22 protein-coding genes are annotated in these 22,887 nt (G+C 64.6%); 17 read left to right on the forward strand and 5 right to left on the reverse strand.

Translation table 11 applies throughout. The features are described from left to right. Positions 1-124: 124 nt before the first annotated feature. Entirely contained in the window at positions 125-1,231 is a 1,107-nt protein-coding gene (locus KBA48_RS15265) for a DUF2336 domain-containing protein (RefSeq protein ID WP_292907830.1), read from the forward strand. 230 nt (positions 1,232-1,461) lie between these two features. On the opposite strand, the gene KBA48_RS15270 is transcribed toward KBA48_RS15265, so the two are convergent. Then, positions 1,462-2,832, reverse strand: coding sequence for a glutamine synthetase family protein (locus KBA48_RS15270; protein WP_292907832.1), 1,371 nt, complete (start codon positions 2,830-2,832; stop codon positions 1,462-1,464). A gap of 188 nt (positions 2,833-3,020) precedes the next feature. Between KBA48_RS15270 and KBA48_RS15275 the strand changes: the two genes are divergently transcribed. From KBA48_RS15275 to KBA48_RS15295, 5 genes are all read left to right on the forward strand, one after another. Continuing rightward, entirely contained in the window at positions 3,021-5,375 is a 2,355-nt protein-coding gene (locus tag KBA48_RS15275) for an ATP-binding protein (protein ID WP_292907834.1), read from the forward strand. Beyond that, a complete protein-coding gene (locus tag KBA48_RS15280; protein ID WP_292907836.1) occupies positions 5,372-5,764 on the forward strand; it encodes a response regulator in 393 nt (130 codons plus the stop codon). The genes KBA48_RS15275 and KBA48_RS15280 overlap by 4 nt, the downstream gene beginning before the upstream one ends. Positions 5,765-5,777: 13 nt before the next feature. Beyond that, positions 5,778-6,185 carry a response regulator gene (locus KBA48_RS15285; protein WP_292907838.1) on the forward strand — a complete coding sequence of 136 codons (408 nt, stop codon included), beginning with the start codon at positions 5,778-5,780 and terminating at the stop codon, positions 6,183-6,185. A 102-nt stretch (positions 6,186-6,287) separates the two neighbouring features. Beyond that, positions 6,288-7,085, forward strand: coding sequence for a DUF4394 domain-containing protein (locus tag KBA48_RS15290; protein ID WP_292907840.1), 798 nt, complete (start codon positions 6,288-6,290; stop codon positions 7,083-7,085). Between the two features lie 20 nt (positions 7,086-7,105). Next, positions 7,106-7,447 (forward strand): plastocyanin/azurin family copper-binding protein, encoded by a 342-nt coding sequence (locus KBA48_RS15295; RefSeq protein WP_292907842.1) that lies wholly within the window; start codon positions 7,106-7,108, stop codon positions 7,445-7,447. On the opposite strand, the gene KBA48_RS15300 is transcribed toward KBA48_RS15295, so the two are convergent. After that, entirely contained in the window at positions 7,448-8,323 is an 876-nt protein-coding gene (locus tag KBA48_RS15300; protein WP_292907844.1) for an EamA family transporter, read from the reverse strand. A gap of 135 nt (positions 8,324-8,458) precedes the next feature. Then, entirely contained in the window at positions 8,459-8,707 is a 249-nt protein-coding gene (locus KBA48_RS15305) for a helix-turn-helix transcriptional regulator (protein ID WP_292907846.1), read from the reverse strand. A 170-nt stretch (positions 8,708-8,877) separates the two neighbouring features. Between KBA48_RS15305 and KBA48_RS15310 the strand changes: the two genes are divergently transcribed. From KBA48_RS15310 to KBA48_RS15320, 3 genes are all read left to right on the forward strand, one after another. Beyond that, complete coding sequence (locus KBA48_RS15310) at positions 8,878-10,563, forward strand: methyl-accepting chemotaxis protein (protein ID WP_292907848.1); 1,686 nt, start codon at positions 8,878-8,880, stop codon at positions 10,561-10,563. Positions 10,564-10,670: 107 nt separating this feature from the next. Then, complete coding sequence (locus KBA48_RS15315; protein ID WP_292907850.1) at positions 10,671-12,167, forward strand: aldehyde dehydrogenase; 1,497 nt, start codon at positions 10,671-10,673, stop codon at positions 12,165-12,167. Positions 12,168-12,227: 60 nt separating this feature from the next. After that, a complete protein-coding gene (locus KBA48_RS15320; protein ID WP_292907852.1) occupies positions 12,228-12,872 on the forward strand; it encodes an ATP-dependent Clp protease proteolytic subunit in 645 nt (214 codons plus the stop codon). 315 nt (positions 12,873-13,187) lie between these two features. On the opposite strand, the gene KBA48_RS15325 is transcribed toward KBA48_RS15320, so the two are convergent. Further along, entirely contained in the window at positions 13,188-14,945 is a 1,758-nt protein-coding gene (locus tag KBA48_RS15325; protein ID WP_292907854.1) for a cation:proton antiporter, read from the reverse strand. 98 nt (positions 14,946-15,043) lie between these two features. Continuing rightward, positions 15,044-15,424, reverse strand: a complete 381-nt coding sequence (locus KBA48_RS15330) for a Crp/Fnr family transcriptional regulator (RefSeq protein WP_292907856.1) — start codon at positions 15,422-15,424, stop codon at positions 15,044-15,046. 123 nt (positions 15,425-15,547) lie between these two features. Here KBA48_RS15330 and KBA48_RS15335 point away from each other — a divergent pair, with 123 nt between their 5' ends. The 8 genes from KBA48_RS15335 (at position 15,548) to KBA48_RS15370 (ending at position 22,887) form a co-directional block, all read left to right on the forward strand. Beyond that, positions 15,548-16,150: a TetR/AcrR family transcriptional regulator gene (locus KBA48_RS15335; protein WP_292907858.1), complete on the forward strand. Its 603-nt coding sequence runs from the start codon at positions 15,548-15,550 to the stop codon at positions 16,148-16,150. Between the two features lie 92 nt (positions 16,151-16,242). Beyond that, positions 16,243-17,121 (forward strand): alpha/beta fold hydrolase, encoded by an 879-nt coding sequence (locus KBA48_RS15340; protein WP_292907860.1) that lies wholly within the window; start codon positions 16,243-16,245, stop codon positions 17,119-17,121. Positions 17,122-17,173: 52 nt separating this feature from the next. Further along, positions 17,174-17,572: an MAPEG family protein gene (locus KBA48_RS15345; protein ID WP_292907862.1), complete on the forward strand. Its 399-nt coding sequence runs from the start codon at positions 17,174-17,176 to the stop codon at positions 17,570-17,572. A gap of 246 nt (positions 17,573-17,818) precedes the next feature. Beyond that, positions 17,819-18,475: a hydrolase gene (locus tag KBA48_RS15350; protein ID WP_292907864.1), complete on the forward strand. Its 657-nt coding sequence runs from the start codon at positions 17,819-17,821 to the stop codon at positions 18,473-18,475. Positions 18,476-18,676: 201 nt separating this feature from the next. Continuing rightward, complete coding sequence (locus KBA48_RS15355; RefSeq protein ID WP_102115352.1) at positions 18,677-18,925, forward strand: DUF1427 family protein; 249 nt, start codon at positions 18,677-18,679, stop codon at positions 18,923-18,925. Further along, positions 18,922-20,874: an amidohydrolase gene (locus tag KBA48_RS15360; protein WP_292907874.1), complete on the forward strand. Its 1,953-nt coding sequence runs from the start codon at positions 18,922-18,924 to the stop codon at positions 20,872-20,874. The genes KBA48_RS15355 and KBA48_RS15360 overlap by 4 nt, the downstream gene beginning before the upstream one ends. Before the next feature lies 1 nt (position 20,875). Next, positions 20,876-21,295, forward strand: a complete 420-nt coding sequence (locus tag KBA48_RS15365; protein WP_292907876.1) for a DoxX family protein — start codon at positions 20,876-20,878, stop codon at positions 21,293-21,295. Then, positions 21,295-22,887, forward strand: coding sequence for an MFS transporter (locus KBA48_RS15370; protein WP_292907878.1), 1,593 nt, complete (start codon positions 21,295-21,297; stop codon positions 22,885-22,887). The genes KBA48_RS15365 and KBA48_RS15370 overlap by 1 nt, the downstream gene beginning before the upstream one ends.

The raw sequence follows: 22,887 nt of genomic DNA on the forward strand, positions 1-22,887 counted from the left end.
TTTTGGCGTTCGCAATTGGCAGCGGCTTGCACTAAATGTTAAGGAAACACGAGCGACGCTTGGCTGCCGGCCGTCAGGCCGCCATGTCATCGCCCGGTCGTCCCAGGGAGGGTTTGTCCACCCCATGTCCGACAAGTTGTCCCAGCAGGATGTTCAGCGGCTGCTGACCGATCCTTCGCCCAATACCCGCGCCGAGATGGCCGGGAAGGTCGCGCAGCATTTCTCCGCGACGGATCTGTCGGCGTCGGAAAGGGTGCTGGCCGAGGACATCGTGCGCATCATGGCGCGCGACGTGACGACCCGCGTGCGGGCCGCCCTGGCCGAAAGCCTGAAGACCAATTCCGGCATCCCGCGTGACATCGCCCTGTCCATGGCGCGTGACGTGGAAGAGGTGTCGCTGCCCTTCATCGAGGTCTCGACCGTCCTGACGGATGAGGATCTGGTGGAGATCATCCGCTCCGGCTCCTCTGAAAAGCAGACGGCGGTCGCCAAGCGCCCCAACGTGACCGAGTCCGTCGCCGACGCCCTGGTCGAACGCGGCAGCGAGAAGGCCGTGGCGACGTTGATGTCGAACGACACGGCCGCTGTCGGCGAAAAGGCCCTTGTCAAGGCATTGGACCGGTTCCCCGATAGCGAGACGGTGGCCGCCCCCATGGTCAACCGGGCCAAGCTGCCCGTGACCGTTGCCGAACGGCTGGTGGCCCTGGTCTCCGAACAGCTACGCGAACGGCTGGTCGCCAAGCATGAACTGCCCAACGATATGGCCGCCGACATCGTCATCCAGACGCGCGAGAAGGCCACCTATGGTCTGGTCGGCGGCGCCGGTGATGCGGATCTGGAAAAGCTGGTGGTGCAACTGCGCCGCAGCCACCGCCTGACCCCGTCGCTGCTGCTGCGGGCGCTGTGCATGGGCGATGTGCCGTTCTTTGAAATGGCCATGGCGCAACTGGGCCAGGTGCCGGTGAACAACGCCCGGCTGCTGATCCATGATGCCGGCCGGCTGGGTCTTAAATCCCTGTTCGACCGTACGGGCCTGCCGCCCAAGCTGTATCCGCCGCTGCGTATCGCGCTGGATGTGGCGAACGAGACGGATTTCGACGGTCTGGACCATGATCTGGAACGTCACCGCCGCCGTATGCTGGAACGTATCCTGACCCAGTTCGAGGAACTGGCCAGTGACGATGTCGATTATCTGCTGACCAAGCTGAGCGACCTGACGGCGGCGGCCTAGGCTTTTGGCGTTGCTCCCTCACCCTCCCGTCTGCTGACGCATCCGGGCCCCTCCCTCTCCCGCAAGGCGGGCGAGGGGAGGAAATTTGCCGCTAGGCTTGATTTTTGCCCCTCGCCCACGAAAGTGGGAGAGGGAGGGGCCCAAGCCGGAAGGCTTGGGAGGGTGAGGGTGAAACGGCAACCCGAACCACGAAACCCGGGAGTGTGTGAGGGTACGAAGCCCCCCACTCCTCACCCCCGTAGATACCATTCCCATTCCAGCGGCGTGACCCGCTGGTTGAACTTGGCGCGCTCGGCCCGTTTTGTGATGGCGTAGGTATCCACGAACGCATCCCCCAGCCAGCGGCGCAGCACGGCCGATCCCTGGAACAGGTCCAGGGCCGCGCCCCATTCATCGGGCAGGCGCGGGGCGTCGGCCTCATATGCGTTGCCTTCCAGGGCCGGGCCGGGATCAATCCGGCCATCCAACCCGTGCAGAAGCCCGGCCAGCATCCCGGCCAGCACCAGATACGGATTCGCGTCGGCCCCGGCGATACGGTACTCGACGCGGCGGCTGTCCGGCCCCCCGGCGGGGATGCGCAGCGGGGCCGTGCGGTTGTTCACGCCCCAGGCGATGACGGTGGGCGCATAGGAGCCGGTCTGGAAACGCCGCCAGCTATTGGCGCCGGGGGCGGCCAGCGCCATGCAGGCGGGCATGGTTTCCGCCATGCCGCCGATGGCATGGCGCAGGGCGTCGGACCCTTCCGCCGCTTCGGCCGCAAAGATGTTGCGGCCGTCCTTGTCCAGCACGCTCATATGGATATGCATGCCGCTGCTGGCTTGATCGCTATAGGGTTTGGCCATGAAACTGGCCTCATACCCATGGCGGTGCGCCACGCCCCGCACCGCCCGCTTGAACAGCACGGCATCGTCGGCGGCGCGCAGGGCGTCGGGGCGATGGGACAGGGTGATCTCATACTGGCCCGGTCCATATTCGGCGATGGCGGTGCCGGCGGGGATACCCTGGGCCTGTGCCGCCGCCGTGATCTCGTCCAGCACCTCCTCGAAATCCTCCAGTTCCATCAGGCCATAGACCTGTGTCCGGTTCTGGGGCAGGCCGCTGCGTTTTGATACGGGCGGGCTGGGCGGTGCGTCGGCGGCGCGGTCGCGGTTGAACAGATAGAATTCCAATTCGATGGCCACCATGGGCGTCAGTCCCCGACGCGACAGTTCCGCCACCAGGGCCTCCACCAGCGCGCGCGGCGCATAGGGGAAGGGGGAGCCGTCGCCATCACGCATGGACAGCATCACCTGACCCAGCGGCTTGGCGGCCCAGGGCACGGGCGTCAGCGTGCCGGCCACGGGGCGGCAGATGCGGTCGGGCACGCCCTTTTCGACGGACATGCCCGTTTCCTCCACCGTGTCGCCGGTGATGTCGACGGCGAAGGTGCAGCCCGGGAAGGCCACGCCCTCCTTCCACACTTTCGACAATTCGTCGATCGGCACCCGTTTACCCCGGAACACCCCGCACAGATCGGGCAGCAGCACATCGACGGCCGTGATGGCCGGATGCTGCTGCCGGAAAATCTCGATCTCGTGGAACAGGTCGGGGCTGCTGGTCATTCCGGGGGGCGTTCCCATCGCGGTTGGTAAGGGGGGCATGGCAGCAGGGGGCGCCGGTGCTGTCAAGGCGGCCGGGCGCCGGGGTGGATTGAAACAATTGTATCCATGGGGGCAGGGCGCGGGTTCTTGCCCCGACCCAAGCCTTGCGCGCATAAAGGAGCAGCTTCTTTGCGACGGGGCCGCAGGGCATGTTCAGGACCATCCGCTTCAAACTGGCCGCGGCGTTCGCGGTGGCCGTGCTGGCGGCCGTGACCATTGGATTGGTGGCGGTGCTGGTGGTGCGGTCCACGGGCGATCTTGTGATCCGCATGTATGACCAGCCGTTGCAGGCCATCAATTACGCCCGGCTGGCCCAGACAAATTTTGTCATGCTGGACCTGATGGTTGATCGGGCCCTGAAATCGCCAAACGGCCTGCCGGAGAATTTCCGCGAGGACCTTGATATCAATGATGAGGATTTCCTGGCCAGTCTGGACGTGGTGGAGGAGCGCGGCCTCAACCCGGAAATCCGTACCTATACGGCCCGCATCCGCGAACAGAATGCCGACTGGCTGGCCGCCGTCCGGCAATTGACGGAGATGCAGGGAACATCCCCTGATCATGCATCGGCTATGGAGGGCATGGAAAGGCTGGGGGCTGGCATCATCACCAACCTTGAAATCGTCACCCAGATGGCCGCGGAGGACGGGTACCGATTCCGCCTGTCGGCTGAAGAAACGATCAAGGCGGCGGCCGACCGGACCACCCTGCTGATCGCGGCCCTGTTCACGCTGGTCGTGGGCATCACCATCGCGCTGATCCGCAATATCGTGACGCCGCTGAACCGTCTGACCCGCGCGACCATCCAACTGGCCGGCGGTAACATGGATGTGGCGGTGCCGCACACATCCCGCCGGGACGAGATTGGCAGTGTCGCCGGCGCACTGGGCGTGTTCAAGGGCGCCATGGAGGTGGTGCGCGAGGCGCAGGAGAAGGCGGAGGCCGCCACCCGCGCCAAGTCCGAATTCCTGGCCATGATGAGCCATGAAATCCGCACCCCCATGAATGGTGTGCTGGGCCTGACGCGTCTGCTGCTGCGGTCGGGCCTGAACGAGGAGCAGGCCAAGCTGGCGACCACGGTCCTGCAATCGGGTCAGTCGCTGCTGCGCATTCTGAACGATATCCTGGATTTCTCCAAGCTGGAGGCCGGGAAGGCCGATATCGAGACCCTGGATTTCGAACTGGTCTCCCTGATGGCCGGCACCAGTATGCTGATGCGCAACCGGGCAGAGGAAAAGGACCTCTGGCTGCGGGAGGAGGTGGACGAGGCGCTGCCCGTCTATCTGAAGGGCGATCCCAACCGGCTCCGGCAAATCATGCTGAACCTTGTGGGCAATGCCATCAAGTTCACGGAAACCGGCGGCGTGACCCTGCGTGCCGGCGCATGCGCCCAGGGGACGCGGCTGCGGGTGGAGGTGGCCGATACAGGCATCGGCATATCGGAGGCGGCGCGGTCCAAGCTGTTCGGCAGCTTCGTCCAGGCCGACAGTTCCATCACGCGGCGATTCGGCGGCACCGGTCTGGGGCTTGCCATCTGCAAGAAGCTGGTGGAGGCCATGGGCGGCACCATCGGCGTGGACAGCGTCCAGGGCCAGGGCAGCACATTCTGGTTTGAAATCCCGCTGGTGGAGGGCAGCCCCATCACGGCGGATGCCGCCGGCGATTATGACGAACATGCGGTGCGGCCGCTGCGTATCCTTGTGGCTGATGACAATGCCATCAACCGCAAGGTGCTGGCCGGCGCCCTGGCCGAGCATGGCCATATGGTGCTGTTTGCCGAGGATGGAGAGACGGCCGTCGCCATGGTGCGCGATGCCGACCCGCCGCTGGATCTGGTGCTGATGGATGTGCATATGCCGCGCATGGACGGCATGACGGCCACACGGGCCATCCGTGCCCTGCCGGGACCGGCATCCGGCGTGCTGATCGTGGCGGCGACGGCCAGCGTCGGCGGCAATGGGGTGCAGCGCTGCCTGGATGCCGGCATGAATGCCTATGTGTCCAAACCCATCGACCCGGCCAACCTGTTCAAGGTCATCCACCGCCTGTTCCCCGATGGCGAGGGGCCGCCGGCTGAATTCGATATCGAGATGGCAGACGCCGGGGCAACCGCCGGCTCGCTGCTGACCGGCACGGAACCCTTCGTGGCCGACATGCTGACCGACATGGCCGACAGCATGGGGCCTGACATGGCGCTGGACCTGATCGACACGTTCTTGTCGATTCTGCCGGAGGTGGAGCCGGACCTGTTCCCCAGCGACGGAACGCCCCAGCCGCAGCAGGTGGCGGAGGTGGCGCATTCCCTGAAATCGGCGGCCGGCAGTCTGGGGCTGGCCCAAGTGTACCGCACGGCGGCATCGGTGGAGGCGGCGGGCCAAACGGGCGACTCGGCGGGTCTGGCTTCCTTGTTATCGCAACTCCGCGTTGATCTGGATGAAGGCGTGGTCTGGCTGCGTGAAAGACGCGCCATGGTCGAGGCCGCCATGGCGGAGGCCGGCCCATGACACCGCTGCGGGATGGCGCCGGGCTGCGCGTTTTGCTGGCCGAAGATAATGCCTTCGAGGCCCGTCTGGTGCAGGGGGTGCTGCGGCAGTTGGGGATCGGCACGATAACCGCCTATCGTGATGGCGCCGAGGCCATATCGGCGGTGACGCCACAGGCGATGCCATTCCATCTGGTCATTTCGGACTGGAACATGCCGGGCGCCACGGGGCTGGACCTGTTGCGCCATGTACGGGCCGTGTGGCGCCACACACCGTTCCTGATGCTGACGGCCCATGCCGGCGTTGACTTCGTCACCAATGCGAAGGCCAATGCCGTCGATGCCTATCTGGTTAAACCCTTCGCCCCGCGTGAACTGGCCAACCGGGTCACGCTGCTTGTCGCCCGCTGAAAAGACGCCCCCCATGCTGACACGTGACCATATACCCGGGTTCGAGAAGCTGAATGTCCTGTTGGTCGAGGATAATGCCTTTGCCCAGCGGTTGGCGCGGCAGGTGCTGGTGCAACTGGGCGTGCAGAATATCCATATCGTGCCTGACGGGAAGGCCGCGATCGAGGCGCTGGAGGACAGCGAGCTTCGTTATGATCTGATCATTTCCGATTGGAACATGCCCAATGTCACGGGGCTGGAACTGCTGCAGCATGTCCGCAAGACGTGGGAGAACATGCCCTTCCTGATGCTGACCGGTAATCAGACGGTGGATTTTGTGCAGGCGGCCCGTGCCAACAAGGTGGATGCCTATATCATCAAACCTTTCTCCCCCATGCAGTTGCGGCATAAGATCTGCGCCATCTTCAACATCAAGATTTGATGTCCTGTTCTAATGGATAGCTGACAGGCGCCACCAATGGCCTACCTTATTCGGGCAGCCGCGGCCGGGATCAGGCCGGGCACAAAGCCGGGGAGGGGTCGAATGAACGGGCGTAAAGGGTTGGTGGCGTGTGCGACGCTGGCTGTTCTGGCGGGAATGGCGGTGCCGGCGGGCGCACTGGAGATTGCGGGCCTGAACCAGCGCAACGAATTGCTGCTGTTCTCCGACACCGCACCGGGCAAGGTGAAGACCGTGCCGGTGACGGGTGTGAAGGGCAAGCTGCTGGGCGTGGATGTACGCCCGGCCAATGGCAAGCTTTACGGGCTGGCCACCGATAACAGCCTCTATGCGATCGACCTGGAGACGGGAGCCGCCACCGCCGGCCCGAAACTGTCGGTGGCCCTGACCGCCATCGACCATGTCGTGGTTGATTTCAACCCGCAGGCCGACCGTTTGCGCATCATGGGATCGGACGGGCAGAACCTGCGCGTCAATGTGGAAACGGGACAGGCCGCCGTCGACAAACCCCTGGCCTATCACCCCAATGACAAGGTGAATGCCGGCAAGAGGCCCGCCGTCTATGCCGGTGCCTATATCAACTCCTTCGCGGGCGCCACGCAGACGCAGCTTTTCGACGCCGACAGCGGCACGGGCGCCTGGCTGTCGCAGGACCCGCCCAATGACGGCGTATTGCGTACCATCGGTCCGCTGGGTGTGCCGGCCGGGACCATCGTGGAGGGGGTGGATATCTTCACCGACAGCCAGGACGAGTATCATGGCCGCGCCGTGGCCGGCGGAACCTTGTACAGCCTGGATGTCCAGCGCGGCACCATGAAGAAGATGGGCCGTATCGGTGATGGCGGTACCGTCATCGATATCGCCATCCTGGACAAGCGCTGAACCGGTTGTTGGGGGAAGGCATGCCGCGTCAGGGTGTTGCAGCGCTACGGGTGTTTTTGCCCCTGGCTGTGCTGGGCGTATTGGCCGGTTCCGGGGGCGCGCAGGCGCCGAAGACCATCGCCCAGCGCGATATCTCTTTCGTCCCCCGGACCGTCTCCATCAAGGTGGGTGAACAGGTCGTTTTTCGGAATGACGACCCGTTCGGCCACAATGTCTATTCTCCGGCGCAGGAGAATATTTTTGATATCGGGCTGCAGGAACCGGGGACGGAGACGCCAGTCACCTTCTCCGTCCCCGGCGAATTCACCATTCAATGCCGCATCCATCCCAAGATGCGGGCCAAGGTGACGGTGACACCCTGATCAGGCCTGGGCCACCTGCCGCCGGCGCAGCGGCAGGATGGTGATCACGATCCCGACGAACAGCAGCGCCATGCCCAGAAGCCGCATCGGGCCGAACACCTCCCCGAAAGCAAAATGGGCCGCCACGGTACCGGTGACGGGCACCAGCAGGGAAAAGGGCGCTACCAGGCTGGCCTTGTATTCACGCAACAACATGCCCCAGATGCCGAAGGCCACCAGCGTGGACAGGCAGACGATGTAAAGCAGCGACAGGCCGGCAGTCCAGCCGAAGCCGGTCAGCGCCGCCCAGACCCTGTCCGGCCCTTCCACCAGCAAGGACAGGGCGAAGACCGGCAGCGGCGGCACGGTCGACAGCCAGACCATCAGCGGCAGGGTCGGGGTGGGTGGCAGCCGGCGCATCAGCACATTGCCCATGGCCCAACTGGCCGCCGCCAGCAGCGTCAGGATGAAACCGGTCCAGGTGACATCCAGACCGACGGTGCTGCCCGTCACGACCAGCCCCGCCGCCGCCACGCCAGCCCCTGCCAGTTGCTGTGCCTTAGGCCGTTCGCCCAGCATGCCGGCTGCGAAAAGCATGGTCAGGAAGGCCTGACATTGCAGCACGATGGACGCCAGCCCCGGCGCCATGCCCTGGTCCATGCCCATGAACAGGAAGATGTAATGGCCGGTGAACAGGAAGGTAGACACCAGCGCCAACTGCCGGAACCCGATCCCCGCCGGACGCGGGATCAGCAGGGCCGGAAGGCAGGCCAGCGTGAAGCGCAACGCCGTCAGCAGGATGGGTGGAAAGCCGGTCAGGGCCAGCTTGATCACCACAAAATTGGCGCCCCAGATCACGGCGACCAGAAAGGCGAGGGCGATATGGAGCGGGCGCATGGTGCGGGCATCCGATAGGACGGTGTCGGGATCATGATCGGAACATGTCAGTATTGCTGACGCAAACCCCAACATGTGCCGGTGACAATCGACAACGCCTTGCCGTGCCTGATTTAGGCCCGTTTCTGGCTGTTTCTATTTCTTGCCAAGTTGGAATAGCCGGTCAATCTGGGCAAAGACAGGGGGCGCATCCCGCCCTAATGCTTCTAATATGGTTATGAATTCGAGCAAATCCACCCTTCTCTGGCCCGTTTCATAAGAAGATATAAACGACTGAGGTTTGCCCAGACGTTGCGCAAGCTCCTGTTGCGTTACCTCTGTTTCTTTACGGATTCCCTCCAGGCATTTACCGACCAATGCGTGGTCTCGCGGTGTAATCCACATGCCTGCCTCCGATCTCGCACAAGTTGAATGCTGATAGATCGAAAAATCCGATATTGAAAAATCCGATATCGGCCGGCACGATGCCCCTTCTCTGTGTCCTTTCTGGAAAAACTGGAATCCAGGGATGCAAAGAATCGGAAAAACTGGAAAAATATCGACGGGGTGACCAAATGAAAGCCGAGAAAATTTCAATAAGTACACGAATATTATCGATTATATCGATAATGATTTTCCTATCGGGTCTGATACTCGTAATAGGACAAAGAAATATGCAGCATATTGATAAAGAATATTCATCTCTCATTGAAAAAGAAGTCTCTGTTATGGTCCGATTGGCGCGTACCAATCGGAATATAATTGCTATTGGCAAACAAACATACAAGGCTGTGACATTGAGTGGTCAGCCTGAGGGGGCGGAGGCCGCCCGGCAAGCCCTGCAGGATTTCGATCAGGCGCGGTCGGATTATGCCGACATGCGGGGCACGCTGCCGCGCTGGGCCGGTGATATCCAGGCGCTGGAGCGGCAACTGACCGGGTTGAAAGCAGAATTCGAGCGTGTCGCGGGGCTGGCTGCCGCCGGCAAGGCGGCAGAGGCGCAAAAGCTGACCCTGACCTCCTTCGACCCGCAGATCGACACGCTGCGCGATGGCAATATCGAACTGACCAATACCATCCGCAAGGCCATTGATGATGGTTCCAAGGCCGCATCCGACAATGTCGCTGTGGCGACAACCAGCATGCTGGTCGTGGGTGGAATCGGGGCGGTGCTGTCGCTGGCCCTTTCGCTTTACGTCGCCATCATCACCATCACGCGCCCGCTGTCATCGGTGACGGCGGCCATGGACAGGGTGGCACAGGACGAGTTGTCCATCCAGGTGCCGGGGCAGGATCGCGGGGACGAGATCGGCCGTCTTGCCAAGGGCCTGGAACAATTCCGCCGCAACGCGTTGGAGGCCCGTGACCTTCGTATCAAGATGGAGGAGGCGGAGAAACAGGCGGCAGAGGATCGCCGCCGGGCCCTGCACACCATGGCCGACCAGTTCGAAGGCAGTGTGTCCGCAGTCGTGGCCCAGGTGGCGTCCGCCGCGACCCAGCTTCAGAGCAATGCGCGCGACCTGTCCGGCATGGCGGAAGTGACCCGCAACCAGACGGGCATGGTGGCCGCTTCTACCGGCCAGACCAGCGCCAACGTCCAGACCGTCGCCGCCTCGGCCGAGGAGATGACGGGGTCCATCGGGGAAATCACGCGTCAGGTCGGGGCGGCGGCCGACATTTCCCGCAATGCCACGGAACGGGCGGAGGAGACGAACCGCACCATCCAGGCGCTGGCGGCGGAAGCCAACGCCATCGGGGCCGTGGTGCAGTTGATCGCAGACATCGCCAGCCAGACCAATCTCCTGGCGCTGAACGCCACGATCGAGGCGGCGCGGGCGGGGGAGGCCGGCAAGGGCTTCGCCGTCGTTGCGTCGGAAGTGAAGAGCCTGGCCACCCAGACGGCCAAGGCCACGGAGGACATTGCCACCCGTATCGCCGCCGTGCAGCAGGCCACCAGCACCGCCGTGACGGCCACGGTGGAGGTGACCCGCACCATCGGGGAGATCGCCGAAATCGCCACCGCCATCGCGGCGGCCGTGGAGGAACAGGATGCCGCCACGCGGGAGATCGCCCGCAATGTGCAGCAAGCGGCCGTGGGCACGCAAGAGATTGCCAACAATATCGGCGTGGTGGATGAAACCGCGCAGAATACCGGGCACGCGGCCAACCAGCTTCTGGGTGCGGCCGGCAACCTGTCGAGCGAGGCGGACCGTCTGCGCGGGGAGGTCGACCGCTTCCTGGCGGAAGTGCGCGCGGCCTGAACAGGCTGGGGCGGCGGCAATGTGGGGGTTGCCGCCGACCTTGCCACCGGGCACTCTCCTTCCCGACAGGCGGGGCATGCCCCGCCATAACGGGAGAGAGACCGAGAATGGACGCCATCGCCGCCACGAACTGGCAGGAACGCGCCGCCGGGCTGCAATTCCGCACCCAGGCCTTCATCGACGGCGCCTATGTGCCCGCCGCCAGCGGCAAGACATTTGCCAATATCAGCCCACGCGACGGCGAGGTGCTGACCCATGTCGCCGAATGCGACGCGGAGGATGTCAACCGCGCCGTGGCCGCCGCCCGCCGCAGTTTCGAATCCGGCATCTGGCGCGACCAGCATCCGCGTGCCCGCAAGGCCGTGCTGCTGAAGCTGGCGCGGTTGATGGAAGAACATGCGGACGAACTGGCGCTGCTGGAAACGCTGGACATGGGCAAGCCCATCCGCGACAGCCGATCCATCGACATCCCGCTGTCGGTGCGCTGCGTCCAGTATTACGCGGAGGCCATCGACAAGCTGTATGATCAGGTCGGTCCCAGCGGGCCGGACGCCATGTCGCTGATCCTGCGCGAACCGCTGGGCGTGATCGGGATTGTCGTGCCCTGGAACTTCCCGCTGATGATGGCGGTGTGGAAGGTGGCGCCGGCCCTGGCCACGGGCAATTCCGTGGTGTTGAAACCGGCCGAGCAATCACCCCTGACCGCCATCCGGCTGGGCGAACTGGCGGTGGAGGCGGGGGTGCCACCGGGCGTACTGAATGTCGTGCCCGGTTTTGGGGAAACGGCGGGACAGGCCATCGGCCGCCACATGGATGTGGACATGCTGGCCTTCACCGGGTCCACCGAGGTCGGCAAGTTCTTCATGCGCTATTCAGGGGAAAGCAACCTGAAGCGCGTGTCGCTGGAATGCGGTGGCAAGACGCCGCATATCATCATGCCCGACGCGGCCGACCTGGATAAGGCTGCCGCCAACGCCGCGGGCGGCATCTTCTTCAACCAGGGCGAAGTCTGTAATGCCGGGTCCCGCCTGCTGGTGCATGAGAGCATCAAGGACGAGTTCCTGGAACGGGTCATCCATCATTCACGGCGCTGGACCCCCGGCGACCCGCTGGACCCCACCACCAACATGGGCGCCATGGTCGATGCCAGACAGCATGAACGTGTCCTGTCCTATATCGCCAAGGGCAAGGCGGAGGGGGCGGCTCTGCGCCTGGGTGGGGCCGCCGCGCGCACCGACACCGGCGGCTATTACATCGAACCGACCCTGTTCGATGGGGTCGACAGTTCCATGACCATCGCGCGGGAGGAGATTTTCGGGCCCGTCCTGTCCACCCTGACCTTCAGGACCACGGAGGAAGCGTTCAAGATCGCCAATGACACGATCTATGGTCTGGCATCCGCCATCTGGACCCGCGACATCTCCGTCGCCATGAAGGCGGCGCGAACCATCAAGGCGGGGTCGGTCTGGATCAATTGCTTTGATGCGGGCGATATCACCACGCCGTTCGGCGGGTTCAAGCAGTCCGGCTTCGGCCGCGACAAGAGCCTGCATGCGCTTGAAAAATACACGGACTTGAAAAGTGTCTGGATCGACCTCTCATAAGTATGTGAAACCGACCCAATGATGGGTTGAACCGCAGCCCATTTCCCGCTAGGTCAGTAAATGCAGAATACCAAATTCAGGAGTGCCGCCTTGCTCGTCAATCCGATCCGTCTTGAGGACGAAAAGCCGGAGTCCGATGCCCAGGAGGAAAAGGGCAAGACGCCCCCCTCCATTGCGCAGAACCTGTTCAAGGCCCGCACCATCCTGCTGTTCGGCGAGATCAACCAGAAGGTCGCGCAGGCCGTGACGGCGCAGTTGCTGGGTCTTGCCGCCGAGAATGACGAGCCGATCAAGCTCATCATCAACTCGCCGGGCGGACATGTCGAATCCGGCGACACGATCCATGACATGATCCGCTTCGTGAAGCCGCGCGTCATGGTGCTGGGGACCGGCTGGGTGGCCTCGGCCGGTGCGCATATCTTCCTGGGTGCCGCCAAGGAAGACCGGTTCTGTCTGCCCAACACCCGCTTCATGATCCACCAGCCCGCGGGCGGCGTCGGCGGTCCCGCCACCGACATTGCCATCGAGGCGAAGGAAATCATCAAGATGCGCAAGCGCATCAATGAAGAGATCGCCTGGGAGACGGGCCAGCCCTATGAACGGGTTGCCATCGATACGGATCGTAATTTCTGGATGTCGGCGCACGAGGCCAAGGAATATGGCATCGTCAGCCACATCATCAATCACGCTGCGGCCTTCGCGTAATACCGGCGGGTGAGGTTTGTTTCCCTCACCCTCCCACCCGCTTGACAGCGGGCGCCTCCCCTTCTCCTGACTGACGGGAGAGGGGGCCCAGGGCCACGAAATCATGACCGATGGTCAAGCTTTCGTGCGCCTCAATCGCCGGCGGGCGCATCCGCGCCCTTGGCTACGCGGCAGGGGCCGCGCGGCGGCAGTCGCCGCCGTACCATCGGTCAAGAATTTTGACCGATGGTATTAGCCAATGGGAGGGTTGAGGGAAAACACCAGCCCTCGCGGAGGCGGTTGGAAAACGACCGGCCCCGATCCCGGTCTTCCGTTCTACGCCGCCGCTTCCTTCTCGTCCTTTTCCTTGGCGGCCTGATTCATCTTGCGGCGCTGGTTGGCCATTTCCAGGATGGCGCCGCGCAATTCCCCATGCTGTCGGGTGAACTGGTTGAAATCGCGACGTTCCAGAATCAGGAACTGGCAATAATCCAGCGCGGTAATGTCGGCGCTGCGCCGCCGGCCGGACAGCAGGGCCATTTCGCCAAAAAAAGCGCCTGTCTCCAGCTTGATCTTGTGGCCGGGCAACTGCACCTCCACCGCACCGCTGGCGATGAAATACATGCCGTCGGCGGGATCGCCGCTGCGGATCACGCGTTCGCCTGGTACGGCGGCGGCGGGCCGGAACATCAGCAGCAAACGTTCCAGCTCATGCTTGTCCAGATGCGACAGGACGGGGAACGTCTCCACCAGTTTCTGCACCTGCAGGCCGTGCGCCTTTTCCCGATCCGCCATCTTGTCGCGGACGCGGTTGATCTGCTGCGTCAGGCGTTTGAATTTCGGCTGTCCATAGCTGGACCATTCCGGGTGCCTTGCCTTGACCTTGCCGGTCAGCTTTTCCACCGCCGTGAAGACCAGCGGGTTCAGCGTGATGGACAGAAGCGCGCCGGCCAGCACCAGATCGCGCCCCTCCGGCGGCAACAGGTTCATGGACACGCCCAGCCCGACCAGGATGAAGGAGAATTCCCCGATCTGTGCCAGGCTGGCGGAAACCAGCAGGCCGGCCCCCATCGGGTAGCCCAGAGCCAGCACGATGGCGAAGGCGACCAGCGACTTGCCCACGATGATGGTCAGCAGCACGGCCGCCACTGCCAGCGGTTCGCGCAGCAGGATCGATGGGTCAAACAGCATGCCGACCGACACGAAGAAGATCACAGAGAACGCATCCTGCAGGGGTAGGCTGTCGGCTGCCGCCTTGTGGCTGAACCGGCTTTCGGCCAGCACCACACCCGCAAAGAAGGCGCCCAGCGCGAAAGACACGCCAAAGACCTGGGCCGAGCCGTAGGCGATGCCCATGGCGATGGCCAGAACGGCCAAGGTGAACAGTTCGCGGGAGCCGGTGCGCGCCACCTGGGCCAGCAGCCAGGGCACGATGCGGGGACCCAGCAGCAGGGCCACCGCCGCGAACAGACCCACCTTGCCCAGCGTGATGGCAAGGGTCAGCAGCACAGGGGCATCGGTCGGGGCCGGCGCGCCATGCCCACCGCCATCGGCGGGCACCGTGCCGCCCAGCAGGCCCGCGAAGGCCGGCAGCAGCACCAGCGCCACCACCATGGCCAGATCCTCCACGATCAGCCAGCCAACGGCAATTCGACCGTTAGGGGTGTGCAGGAGGTTGCGTTCTTCCAGCGCCTTCAGCAGCACCACCGTGCTGGCCACCGACAGCGACAGGCCCAGCACAATGCCGGCCCCCAGCCCCCAGTCCCAGTAGAGGGCCAGGCCCAGGCCCATCAAGGTGGCGATGATGATCTGTCCCACCGCGCCGGGGATGGCGACACCCTTCACCGCCATCAGGTCGGCGGCGGAAAAATGCAGGCCGACCCCGAACATCAGCAGAATGACACCGATTTCCGCCAGTTCCAGCGCCAGCTTGCCATCCGCCACGAATCCCGGCGTGAAGGGTCCCACCAGCACGCCGGCCACCAGATAGCCCACCAGGGGCGGGAGCCGCAGGCGGTCGGCCAGGAAACCGAAGCCAAAGGCCAGGACAAAGGCGATGGAAAGGGTGGCAAGCAAATTGGTGTCGTGCGGCACGCGGATAAACCTTGGGAACGGAACTATCAACAAGTGGCCGTAGTATGGGCAGCGGCGTGACCGGACGCATCTGTAAAATCAATGGCATCGCGCGAATGTCATTCGCCGCCCAGCTTCACCTCCAACTCGTCCAGGCGGCGGGCCATGGTCCGGATATTGTCGATCAGAAGCTGCACCAGTTGCCGCAGCAGCGGGTCGGCGCCGTACAGGCTTTCGCGCAGCACACTGGCCGGCATGCGCATCAGCACCGATTCCACCTCCGCGCTGGCATGGGCCATGCGGGGTTTGCGGTCGAAGATGGCCATTTCGCCAAAAATGCCGCTGGTTTCGACCCGACCGATAATGGTGGGGTGGTCCGCATCGCCGCGCCAGATGCGCACGCGGCCGCTTTCCACCACATAAAGACTGTCACCGGGATCACCCTCCTTGAAGATCATCTCGCCCGGTGCGAAAGTTCGGCGTTCGAAAGCGGCGGACATGGTGGTGGACCCCGGCATCTGGCTGCGCCCGCGACCAGCGCAGGCCTGCCAAGCTTTACGCTGATTGCTCCGCTTTTGCCACGGGCTTGACAATAGTACGACCGTTCGTATTATTTGAGCCCTATGAGCAAAGGTGAACGCACACGCGCCGCAATCCTGGACCAAGCGCTGGCCATGACCAGCACGGACGGATTGACCGGCCTGACCATCGGGACACTGGCCGACCGGCTGGGCATGTCGAAATCCGGGCTTTTCGCCCATTTCGGCAGCAAGGAACAGCTTCAGGCGGCGGTGCTGGAACGGGCGGCGGAACTTTTCGCCGATACGGTGGTGCGCCCGGCCCTGGCACAGCCCCGCGGCCTGCCGCGCGTGCTGGCCCTGTTTGAGAACTGGATCGCCTGGACGATGGACCCGGTGCTGCCCGGCGGCTGTCCCATCCAGGCGGCTTCGATTGAATTCGACGACCGCCCGGGTCCCATCCAGGACCTGATCGTCAAGCAGCAGGAGGATATGCGCCGTGTCGTCATTGGCGCGACCCGCCGTGCGCTGGAGGAGGGGCATTTGCGGGGCGACCTGGACGTGGAGCAGTTCGCGTTCGAAGGCATCTCGCTCTGTTATGGTTTCACCCAGTCCTATCGGCTTTTGAAGAACCCGAAGGCGGAGGTCTGGGCCCGTACCGCTGTCCATGGTCTGATCGACCGGGCGCGAGCGCGGGTGCGGGGGTAAGGGTTGATCCGGTTCCGCATGCGTCGGGCCGGATCGGGTTTCATCGCGGCGCCCGCCCGGATGGACGGACGCCCCCATTGGGGGAGAGTTCCATGGCTTATTTTTTGTCCGAAAAAAGCACGAACGTTCGTAATAATACCGAAGGCGGGTGGCTGGATGGGCTGGCGGGTCTGTTCCAACCCTGGTCGCGGCAGGGGCAGGTCCTGGCCGAAGGGAGGCGCATGTATCTGATGCCTGAACGGGCCGTGACGCCGCCGGCCTTGCCGGAACCGGCGGGCGGCGTCGTGCTGGCTGTTCCCGGCTTCACGCCGCATCTGGCCGCCCGTCTGTGGGGCGCGCAGCGGGGGGATACCGCGCCGCTGGTCATGCTGGTCCATGATTGGGAATACCAGATCCATGACATGCTGCCCTTTGTGCAGCCGCTGCTGGATGCCGGCGCCCGCGTCGTTGCCTTCGATGCGCCGGCCCATGGGCGCAGCAGCGGGGACGAGGCGACGCTGCCGGTCATGGCCGCCGCCATTCGTGCAGTTGCCGCCGCCGCCGGGGGCAGGGTGGTGGGGGTGATCGCCCATGGCGTGGGGGCAGCCGCCCTGACCCTGGCCATCCAGGATGGATTCGATGCCGGGCGGGCGGTGCTGCTGGCCCCGCTGGTTGATCTGACCCTGCCGCTGCGTCAGATCGCGCATGTCCTGCGTCTGGACAGCGATGGGGAGCATGCGCTGGGGCGGATGGTGGATCGGGCGCTGGGCACGCCGCTGGCCTCCCTGCATCTGCATGGCGATGCCCTTACGCGCGCCCTGCTGATCCATTCCGTCGATGACCGGATCATGCCGGTGTCGGACGGTCTGTTGCTGGCCGCGTCCTGGCCCGGCCTGTCCACACATCTGGTCCAGGGGCTGGGCCATCGCCGGTTGCTGTCGGATGTGGGCGTTGTGGACCGCGCGGTCGGCTTCGCATTGCGGGGGGAATGACCGCTCCGCTATGCTATGACGTGGAACGATAAACAAACAAAGGGGGGAGATCATGCAGGTTGGGGTGTCTGCGCTGTATGCGGGACTGCTGGGTGTGCTGCTGCTGGTGCTGAGTTACCGCGTGTCGATGTACCGGCGGCGCCATGGCGTGTCGTTGGGCGATGGCGGGCACAAGGATCTGCATGCCGCGATCCGCGTGCAGGGTAACTTTGTGGAATATGTGCCGACGGCCCTGATCCTGCTGGTCCTGATCGAACTGTCGGGCCGGCAGCCGGGCGTGGTTCACGGGCTGGGGGCCGCCCTGTTCCTGGGGCGTGTGCTGCATGCCCAGGGATTGACCGCCAATCCGGCCGGCAAGAGTTTTGGCCGAATGACCGGCATTCTGCTGACCTGGCTGATGCTGCTGGTTTCCGCAATCCTGCTGGTGCTGGGCGCCGTCGCCGGCATCTGAGGGATTATGAGACGTCAAGCCACGCAGGCGACCCGTAAGGGCCTGCGTGGCTTTTTTATGGGGACCGGTTCACCCGGTTAAAAGTTCTAAAAATCGGCTTAACGGGCAAGCCAGGGCGCGCACCGGGGGCTAGGATCATGGCCGAACGACAACGACCGTTCGCCATCCATACCGCCTCCCCCTTCCATCAGGCCGGCGCCGTCCTGACAATGAACCGACGCGCCCTGGCAGCAAGGAATTGAACCCATGCCCATCGTCGCGACCCCGACCCCCGGTCCGCTGCTGCTCTCGCCCGCCGATCACACGCTGATCATGATCGACTTCCAGTCGCAGATGGCCTTTGCCACCAAGTCCATCGACGCCGTGCAGTTGCGCAACAATGCAGCCTTGGTGGCCCATGCCGCCAAGGGCTTCGGCGTCTCCACGATCCTGACGACGGTGGCGGAGAAAAGCTTCTCCGGCCCCATGTTCAACGAGATCACCGACGCCTTCCCCGGCGAGAAGCTGCTGGACCGCACCTCCATGAACACGTGGGAGGATGCGGGCGTGATCGAGGTGGTGAACAAGATCGGCAAGGACCGTCTGGTGTTCTGCGGTCTGTGGACGTCGGTCTGCATCGTCGGTCCGACCCTGTCGGCGCTGGCCCAGGGTTATGAGGTCTATATCATCACTGACGCCTGCGGCGATGTGTCGGACGAGGCGCATGAGCGCGCTGTGGAGCGCATGGTCCAGGCCGGCGTGCGCCCCATGACCTCGCTTCAATACATGCTGGAGCTGCAGCGCGACTGGGCGCGTGGCGAGACCTATGAGCTGACCACCGGCATCGCCAAGAAGTTCGGTGGCGCCTATGGCTTGGGCATCATTTACGCCAAGACCATGTTCGGGGCGTCGGAAGGGCACTGATTGCCGGTTGCCGTTTTGCCCTCACCCTCCCAGGCCTTTGCAGGCCTGGGCCCCTCCCTCTCCCGCCATGCGGGCGAGGGGCTGAATTTCCACCCCTCGCCCACGAACGTGGGAGAGGGAGGGGCCTATTGGTGTCAGCCAATGGGAGGGTGAGGGCAATCCCGTTCCTTCCTTCCTCCACCCACCCGGGGAGCCATTCCCATGAAGCCCTATCTCCTGTCGCTGGGTGCCGGCCTGCTGGTCGGTGTCATCTACAGCCTGCTGAATGTGCGCTCCCCGGCCCCGCCGACCATTGCGCTGATCGGGCTTCTGGGCATCCTGTTGGGGGAACAGATCGTGCCGCTGGCCAAGCGCCTTTACGCGGGTGAGGCGGTGACCGCCTATCTGCGGGAGGATTGCGCCAAGCATGTGATGGGCCGCCTGCCGGGCGATGAAAGCCGCAAGACATGACCGGGCCGACCCGCCGCACCACACTGGCCGGGGCCGCGTCCCTGCTGATGACACCTTTTCTGGCCGATCCGGGGAAAGCCGCTATGCCGACCAAAGACCTGATCCTGACCAACGCCAAGGTCACCACGCTGGACCGCGCCAACCCGCAGGCCCAGGCGGTCGCCATCCGCGACGGGCGCATCCTGGCGGTGGGGACGGAAGCCGAGGTCAGGGCCGCCGCCGCATCGGATGCGACCCTGATCGATGCCAAGGGCCGGCGCGTCATTCCCGGCCTGATCGACAGCCATATGCACATCATCCGCGGCGGCCTGAACTATAATATGGAGCTGCGCTGGGACGGGGTGCCGACGCTGGCCGACGCCATGGCCATGTTGAAGAAGCAGGCCGAGGTGACGCCGCCCCCGCAATGGGTGCGCATCGTCGGCGGCTTCACCGAACATCAGTTCGTGGAAAAGCGCCTGCCCACCCTGGATGAGATCAACCAGGCGGCCCCCGATACGCCCGTCTTCATCCTGCATCTTTACGACCGCGCCCTGTTGAACCGCGCGGCGCTGCGGGCTGTCGGCTATACGCGCGACACGCCCAACCCGCCGGGTGGCGAGATCCAGCGTGACCAGAACGGGGAACCGACGGGCTTGCTGCTGGCCAAGCCCAACGCCACCATCCTTTATGCGACGCTGGCCAAGGGGCCGAAGCTGCCACCGGAATACCAGTTGAACTCCACCCGCCATTTCATGCGGGAGATGAACCGGCTGGGCGTGACCGGCGTCATCGATGCCGGTGGCGGGTTCCAGAATTATCCCGACGATTACGCCATCATCGAGAAGTTGCATGGCGACGGCGAACTGACCTTGCGCATCTCCTACAACCTGTTCACGCAGAAGCCGAAACAGGAACTGTCGGACTTTTCCGGCTGGGCCAAACAGGTGACGCCGGGGCAGGGGGACGATACCTACCGCCATAATGGCGCAGGCGAAATGCTGGTCTATTCCGCCGCCGATTTCGAGGATTTCCGTGTGGAACGGCCGGAAATGCCGCCCAACATGGAAAGCGACCTGGAACCCGTGGTGCGCCTGCTGGCGGAGAACCGCTGGCCCTGGCGGCTGCACGCCACCTATAACGAAACCATCACCCGCGCGCTGGACGTGTTCGAGAAGGTGAACCGGGACGTGCCCTTCAACGGGCTGCACTGGTTCTTCGACCATGCCGAAACCATCGACCAGCGCAATATCGACCGTATCGCGGAGCTGGGCGGGGGTATCGCGGTTCAGCACCGCATGGCCTATCAGGGCGAATATTTCGTCGAACGCTATGGCGCCAAGGCGGCCGAGGCGACGCCGCCCATTGCCAAAATGATGGCAGCGGGCATCCCCGTGGGGGCCGGCACCGATGCCACACGGGTCGCCAGCTACAATCCCTGGGTCTCGCTGTCCTGGCTGGTAACGGGCAAGACGGTGGGCGGCACCAGCCTGTATCCGCCGGCCAACCGGCTGGACCGGGAAACGGCCCTGCGTCTGTGGACGGAGGCCAATACGTGGTTCTCCAACGAGCAGGGCAAGAAGGGGGTGGTCAAGGCGGGGCAGTTGGCCGACCTGATCGTCCTGTCCGACGATTATTTCAGCGTGGCGGAAAGCGACATCCCGCACATCACGTCCGTCCTGACCCTGCTGGGCGGCAAGGTGGTGCATGGGTCGGGCGATTATGCCCCGCTGGCACCCGACCTGCCCAAACCCATGCCCGACTGGTCGCCCGTGCGTACCTTTGGCGGCTATTGGCAGCCGGCGCGGGACAAGAATGGCAAGCTGTTGAAGATGGCGTCGCTCTGCGGCTGCGCCTCCTCCTGCGCGGTGCATGGCCATGACCATGCGGCTTCCTATGCCAGTCCGGCCCCGGCAGCGGACGAGGCCGGGTTCTGGGGGGCGTTCGGCTGTGGCTGCTGGGCGGTTTGAGATGCGCGACACGCCCGCCCCCATCGCCGCCCTGCTGGAAAGCCCCGCCCTGAACCTGGGCGGCCGGGTCCTGCTGACCCTGCCGTTCTGGAGCAGCGGGATCGCCAAGCTGCTGGACATCAACGGTGCCCTGGCGGAGGCGGCGCATTTCGGGCTGGAACCGGCCTGGGCCACTGTCATTGCCACACTGATCGTGCAATTGGGCGGGTCGGCGGCGCTGATCGTGGGGCGGTTCGCCTGGGTCGGGGCGGGGGCGCTGGGCGTGTTCACGGCGCTGGCCACCCTGATCGCGCATCCATTCTGGAATGTGGCCGATCCAATGCTGCGGTTTCATGAGCGCAACACCTTCCTGGAACATGTCGGGCTGGTCGGCGGGTTGATCCTGGCCGCAATCCTGACCCATCGCAAAGGCCGGCATTGATGGCGGACCCCAACAGCAGCGCGGCCCAAAGCCCGACGCAAAGCCCGCTGCGTCTGCCCCTGTTCCGGGCGCTGTGGATCGCCACCATCGTGTCGAATGTCGGTACCTGGATGCATGATGCCGGGGCCGGCTGGCTGATGACCAGCCTGTCCGACGCACCGATCATGGTGGCCCTGGTCCAGGCGGCCACCACCCTGCCCATGTTCCTGTTCGCCCTGCCCGGCGGGGCGTTGGCCGACATTGTCGACCGGCGCCGGCTGCTGATCCTGGCCCAGTTCTGGGCGTTGATCTGCGCCGGGCTGCTGGCGCTGGCCACGTTTCAGGGGCTGACGGGACCGGGGCTGCTGCTGGGCCTGACCTTTGCGCTGGCGACCGGGGCCGCGCTATCGGCCCCGGCCTTTCAGGCCATCGTGCCGGAACTGGTGCCCAGACAGGCGTTGCCGGAGGCGGTATCGCTGAACAGCCTGGGCATCAATATTTCCCGCGCCATCGGCCCGGCCCTGGGCGGCTTCATCATCGCGGCGGCGGGGCCGGCGGCGGTGTTCGCCCTGAACGCCCTGTCGGTGCTGGGCGTCTGGCTGGTGCTGCTGGCCTGGAAGCGCCAGGCGAAACATAACACCCTGCCGGCCGAACATTTCACCGGCGCCCTGCGGGCCGGCGCCCGCTATGTCCGCCATTCGCCGGCCCTGCGGACGGTGCTGGTCCGCTCGATCGGGTTCTTCATCTTTGCCAGTGCGCTCTGGGCCTTCGTGCCGATCATCGCGCGCCGGGAACTGGGCCTGGGGGCCGCCGAATATGGGGCGCTGCTGGGCAGCATGGGGGCGGGCGCCATTGTCGGCGCCGTGCTGCTGCCGCATGTGCGCAGGTTTCTGTCGGCCAATGGTCTGACCATCGCCGCCACCCTGCTGTTTGCGTGCGTCAGTGTCGGGCTGGCCTTCGCCCATGGTTTCGCGCAGGCGGCGGCCTGCATGGCGTTCGCGGGCATGGCCTGGATCACCATGCTGTCCAGCTTCAATGTGGCGGCACAGACGGCGGCGCCAAGCTGGGTGAAGGCCCGCGCCCTGGCCATCAATCTGCTGGTTTTCCAGGGCTCGATGGCCGCCGGCAGCGCAGGCTGGGGCTGGACCGCCGGGCATCTGGGCATCCCCAATACGCTGCTGATCGCCGCTTCCGGCATGGTGCTGGCCTTGGGTCTGGCGCTGCGTTGGAAGATCAAGGGCGACATGGCGGGCAATATCGCGCCGTCATCCCACTGGCCCTCGCCCATCGTGGCGGTCGACAGCCCCACCGACCGGGGGCCGGTCATGATCACGGTGGAATATCTGATCGACCCCGCCCGCAAGGCCGGGTTCGCCAAGGCCATGGGCACCCTGCGCCGCATCCGCCACCGCGACGGGGCCATCAGTTGGGCGCTGTATGAAGACGCCGCCGAGCCCGGCCGCATGGTGGAAAGCTTTGTCCTGGAAAGCTGGCTGGAGCATCTGCGCCAGCATGAACGCGTCACCCATGCCGACCGTGAGGATCAGGAGGCGGTACGCGGTTTCCATCTGGGGACGGAACCACCCGTCGTGCGCCACCTGATCGCGCCATAG

Source organism: Niveispirillum sp. (assembly GCF_017996735.1).
GTDB lineage: Bacteria > Pseudomonadota > Alphaproteobacteria > Azospirillales > Azospirillaceae > Niveispirillum.

Coding starts and splice junctions, on each gene's coding strand:
- KBA48_RS15370 (WP_292907878.1), top strand. CDS start 21,295: ATGGCGGACCCCAACAGCAGCGCGGCCCAAAGCCCGACGCAAAGCCCG.
- KBA48_RS15335 (WP_292907858.1), top strand. CDS start 15,548: ATGAGCAAAGGTGAACGCACACGCGCCGCAATCCTGGACCAAGCGCTG.
- KBA48_RS15330 (WP_292907856.1), bottom strand. CDS start 15,424: ATGTCCGCCGCTTTCGAACGCCGAACTTTCGCACCGGGCGAGATGATC.
- KBA48_RS15280 (WP_292907836.1), top strand. CDS start 5,372: ATGACACCGCTGCGGGATGGCGCCGGGCTGCGCGTTTTGCTGGCCGAA.
- KBA48_RS15285 (WP_292907838.1), top strand. CDS start 5,778: ATGCTGACACGTGACCATATACCCGGGTTCGAGAAGCTGAATGTCCTG.
- KBA48_RS15360 (WP_292907874.1), top strand. CDS start 18,922: ATGACCGGGCCGACCCGCCGCACCACACTGGCCGGGGCCGCGTCCCTG.
- KBA48_RS15320 (WP_292907852.1), top strand. CDS start 12,228: ATGCAGAATACCAAATTCAGGAGTGCCGCCTTGCTCGTCAATCCGATC.
- KBA48_RS15315 (WP_292907850.1), top strand. CDS start 10,671: ATGGACGCCATCGCCGCCACGAACTGGCAGGAACGCGCCGCCGGGCTG.
- KBA48_RS15345 (WP_292907862.1), top strand. CDS start 17,174: ATGCAGGTTGGGGTGTCTGCGCTGTATGCGGGACTGCTGGGTGTGCTG.
- KBA48_RS15290 (WP_292907840.1), top strand. CDS start 6,288: ATGAACGGGCGTAAAGGGTTGGTGGCGTGTGCGACGCTGGCTGTTCTG.
- KBA48_RS15265 (WP_292907830.1), top strand. CDS start 125: ATGTCCGACAAGTTGTCCCAGCAGGATGTTCAGCGGCTGCTGACCGAT.
- KBA48_RS15275 (WP_292907834.1), top strand. CDS start 3,021: ATGTTCAGGACCATCCGCTTCAAACTGGCCGCGGCGTTCGCGGTGGCC.
- KBA48_RS15295 (WP_292907842.1), top strand. CDS start 7,106: ATGCCGCGTCAGGGTGTTGCAGCGCTACGGGTGTTTTTGCCCCTGGCT.
- KBA48_RS15340 (WP_292907860.1), top strand. CDS start 16,243: ATGGCTTATTTTTTGTCCGAAAAAAGCACGAACGTTCGTAATAATACC.
- KBA48_RS15355 (WP_102115352.1), top strand. CDS start 18,677: ATGAAGCCCTATCTCCTGTCGCTGGGTGCCGGCCTGCTGGTCGGTGTC.
- KBA48_RS15365 (WP_292907876.1), top strand. CDS start 20,876: ATGCGCGACACGCCCGCCCCCATCGCCGCCCTGCTGGAAAGCCCCGCC.
- KBA48_RS15270 (WP_292907832.1), bottom strand. CDS start 2,832: ATGACCAGCAGCCCCGACCTGTTCCACGAGATCGAGATTTTCCGGCAG.
- KBA48_RS15300 (WP_292907844.1), bottom strand. CDS start 8,323: ATGCGCCCGCTCCATATCGCCCTCGCCTTTCTGGTCGCCGTGATCTGG.
- KBA48_RS15350 (WP_292907864.1), top strand. CDS start 17,819: ATGCCCATCGTCGCGACCCCGACCCCCGGTCCGCTGCTGCTCTCGCCC.
- KBA48_RS15305 (WP_292907846.1), bottom strand. CDS start 8,707: ATGTGGATTACACCGCGAGACCACGCATTGGTCGGTAAATGCCTGGAG.
- KBA48_RS15310 (WP_292907848.1), top strand. CDS start 8,878: ATGAAAGCCGAGAAAATTTCAATAAGTACACGAATATTATCGATTATA.